Origin of the sequence: Massilia solisilvae (assembly GCF_024753215.1) — a bacterium.
Taxonomy (GTDB): domain Bacteria; phylum Pseudomonadota; class Gammaproteobacteria; order Burkholderiales; family Burkholderiaceae_D; genus Telluria; species Telluria solisilvae.
In genome coordinates, this window is record NZ_JANUGV010000017.1 from 1 (window position 1) to 3,357 (window position 3,357).

The window sequence follows — 3,357 nt, forward strand, 5'->3', positions numbered from 1 at the left end:
ACCAGCCTGAACGCGCTCAAGATCGCGTTCAGTGCAGGTGGGGGTTTTTCGCTTTTGGAAAAGCCCCGTCGGCCTGAACGCGCTCAAGATCGCGTTCGGTGCAGACGGGGCTTTTTTATTTTCTGCGCGGCCAGTTCCGGTGAGCGTGGCCTTCGTTTTCTCTCAGTGGACAGTCCCGATCGACACCAGCCAGGTCAGGAAGCGATGATGTGCCTGCTCGTCGTTGCCGCCCGAAACGGTTTCGAGCTCATCATCCGTCAGCTCGCCCGTCGCCTGCGTTGCCAGCTTTTGCTGGATCCACTCATGGGCCTCGTCTTCATCGAACTCGAAGCCGGCGTTGCGTCCCAATTCGACGACGTTACGCTGGAAAGTCGGCATGTCGCGTGCACCCATCAGGCTATTAACCAGCGCAGGGTTGCGCAAGGCGTGTTTATAGAACGCTTCGATATTTTGGATAGACATCCACTTGTCCTTTGTACCCGCGCCATGAAGGCGGGCGGTGCAATAAATGACAAGATATTAATCCCGGGACATTCGGTGGTCAACAAAGCGGCAGTGCGGTTTCACTTGCGCTGGTACGTTCCCATGAGCTCGGTGTGCGCCAGCACATGTCCCTGAATGGCCTTCTCGAGCTGGGGCTTGGTCGGCTGACCAAGGTCAGGCAACACCACGTCGAGCGCATACAGCTTGTGGAAGTAGCGATGCCGGCCGGCGGGCGGGCAGGGGCCGCCGTAGCTGGTCTTCTTGAAATCGTTCATGCCGGCGAGCGTGCCGGGCGGCAGATCGCCCTGGTGCACTGCCGCCGGCAGCCCTGTCGCCTGTGGCGGAATGTTGTAGAGCACCCAGTGGACCCAGGTCATCTTCGGCGCGGCGGGATCCGGCGCGTCCGGGTCGTCGATGATCAGCACGAGGCTCTTGGTGCCAGCCGGCACACCCGACCACGAGAGCGCCGGCGACGTGTCAGCGCCATCGCAGGTATGAATGGCCGGAATGCTTGCGCCGGCATGGAAATCGGCGGCGGTAAGGGACAGGCTCATGACGGCACCTCGCATGTGGCTTTGCAGGGTTGGACAGGCGCCGCTCGCCGATGGTTGCCGGTCCGCGCGGCCGTTAGCGGAAGCGGTACTGCGCCGACATGCCCACGATCCAGTTGCGGCCGGGCGCTGCTTCATAATAGCGCTGGTTGCTGTCGCCAACGATGAGCGAGCCGACGTAGCTGCGGTCGAACAGGTTGTTCAGCCTGATGAATTCGCGGGTCTCCCAGCGGTTGAACGCCTGGCTGGCCTGCACGCGCGCATTCACCACCGCATAGCCGGGCGCAGGATGGGCCGCGTTCGCATCGTCCGGATACGCGTTGGCGCTGGCCAAGGTTTCCACCGCCGCGCCGATGCGCCCGCTTGCGTCTTTCCAGCCGAGTTCCCCGTACACGCTTGCGTTCGGCACACCGGGCAGGCGGCTGCCGGCACGCACGCTGGCAAAGCCCTGATCGTACACGGCGCGCAGCCAGGTCGCGGCCAGGCGCGCGTTCCAGCCGGCGGCAAGGCCAGCGTCCAGCGAGACCTCCAGCCCCTGGCGCAGCGTGCGCGTGGCGTTGCGGTAGCTGGTGCGGCCGCCGCTTGCGCTGTCGACCATCAGCTCGTCATGCGTGTGCACCTCGAACACTGCAGCGTCCAGGCGTGTGCCGGGCGCGATGAGCGCCTTTGCACCCATCTCCAGGTGAAGACTGGTTGCGGGAGCGAGCGCAAAGTTGAAGCCACCACCCGTGCCGGAGTAGAACAACTCGTTCAGGGTCGGCGTCTCGAACCCGCGGGCGGCGCTGGCGTACACGTTGATCGTGGGCGACAGTTTGTATAGCGCGCCCACCAATGGCACGGTTCGGCTGTAGGTAACGCTGCCGCTGTCGTTGCCGTTCGCAAGGTAGTGGTCGCGCACGTCAACGGCCAGGCGCGTGTGGCGCAGGCCGCCGGTCAGTATCCAGCGTCCGCGCTGCCACTCAGTCTGCACGTAGGGGTCGAGCGTGGACAGGTCGTCGGTCTCGTCGCGCCGCAGGCGGCCTTCGACACCCGGTTCGCTGCCCGCAAAGTTTTCGAAGCCTTTGCGCTTGTCGGTGGAGGCGCCGTATTCGAGCCCAACCGTGGTGCGTAGCAGGCCGCCGGCCAGCGTGCGCTGGCCCTGCCAGTTCACGTCCACGCCGTCGAAGTTGCGATCGAAGTCAACCACGCCACCGGAATGCGTGGCCGGGGCCTGGAAGGCTTTCGAAAATGCCTGGTACTGGGTAACTCGCCGATTGCCGCCGTAGACCGTCAGGTGCAGGCGATCCTCGCCGAAGCGCTGCTCGTAGGTCAGGCCAGCCTGGCTGTGGTCGATGCTTTTGCGCGTGTTGTAGCGCTCCGCGAAGCAACGGGGCGGGGAGACCGTATCGCTGGCGTCAAGCTCGCACGCGCGCGCATCGCGGCTGAACGTGGCCCAGGTCACGCCGAGCGGATCTTGCGTGTCCGGCTGGTGCAGGGTGTTGGCGACAATGGTGAGCCGGCTGTCCGCGTTGGGGTGCGTCGTCAGCTTGGCATAGCCCTGGTCGCGGGTAGCGGCGCTGTGTTGGCGCAAGCCGTCGGTCTCGAAGTGCGAGGCGTCGAGCAGGTAGCCAACCGTGCCGGCCGTACCTTGCGTATTCAGGTCAGTCTTGCGGATACCGTCACTCCCCGCGGCGGTCGAGATGCCGAGGTTCGGAGTGTCGCCCGGTTCGCGGGTAAAGAGCTGGACCACGCCACCCGAGTGGTTGCCGTACAGGGCAGAGAACGGCCCGCGCAGCACTTCGATGCGCTCGGCCATGTCCAGGTTGAAGGTCGCGGCCTGGCCCTGGCCGTCCGGCATGGTTGCGGGGATGCCATCCGTGACGAGCCGTACCCCGCGTACGCCAAACGCGGAGCGCGCCCCGAAGCCACGCGACGAGATCTGCAGGTCCTGCGCGTAGTTTTGCCGGTTCTGGACCACGATGCCTGGTACGCTGCTCAGCGATTCCGATGCGTTCACCCGCAGCTGGGTATCGCGGATGTGGGCTGCGTCCACCACATCGATGGCGGCAGGCAGATCAAAACTGCTGTGCTCCGAGCGGCTGGCGCTGACGACCACGACGGTTGCCGGCGTGGCCGCTTCTTCCGGTTCGGCCGAGGCGGCCAGGCAGGGCAGGACCAGCGGTAACGCCAGCGCGAGACGGGTTTTGCGGGGCAGCATACATCGGTGGGGCCAAGGGCCGTGGTCATTTTGACAGCGGACTATAGCGCACATATGGATGGCCCAGCGATACGCTTGCGCACAAAGCTTGTGCATCGCACAGAAAACCCTTGCGCACCCCGGCGC

General features: G+C 65.0%; 3 protein-coding genes. All 3 read right to left on the reverse strand.

Annotated features, from left to right (window positions below):
- Positions 1 to 162: 162 nt before the first annotated feature.
- On the reverse strand, positions 163 to 462 hold the full coding sequence (locus NX773_RS23375; protein ID WP_258858631.1) for a Nif11-like leader peptide family RiPP precursor: 300 nt from the start codon (positions 460 to 462) through the stop codon (positions 163 to 165).
- 101 nt (positions 463 to 563) lie between these two features.
- Positions 564 to 1,037, reverse strand: a complete 474-nt coding sequence (locus NX773_RS23380; RefSeq protein ID WP_258858632.1) for a YbhB/YbcL family Raf kinase inhibitor-like protein — start codon at positions 1,035 to 1,037, stop codon at positions 564 to 566.
- Between the two features lie 73 nt (positions 1,038 to 1,110).
- Positions 1,111 to 3,231 carry a TonB-dependent receptor family protein gene (locus NX773_RS23385; protein WP_258858633.1) on the reverse strand — a complete coding sequence of 707 codons (2,121 nt, stop codon included), beginning with the start codon at positions 3,229 to 3,231 and terminating at the stop codon, positions 1,111 to 1,113.
- Between the last annotated feature and the right edge of the window lie 126 nt (positions 3,232 to 3,357).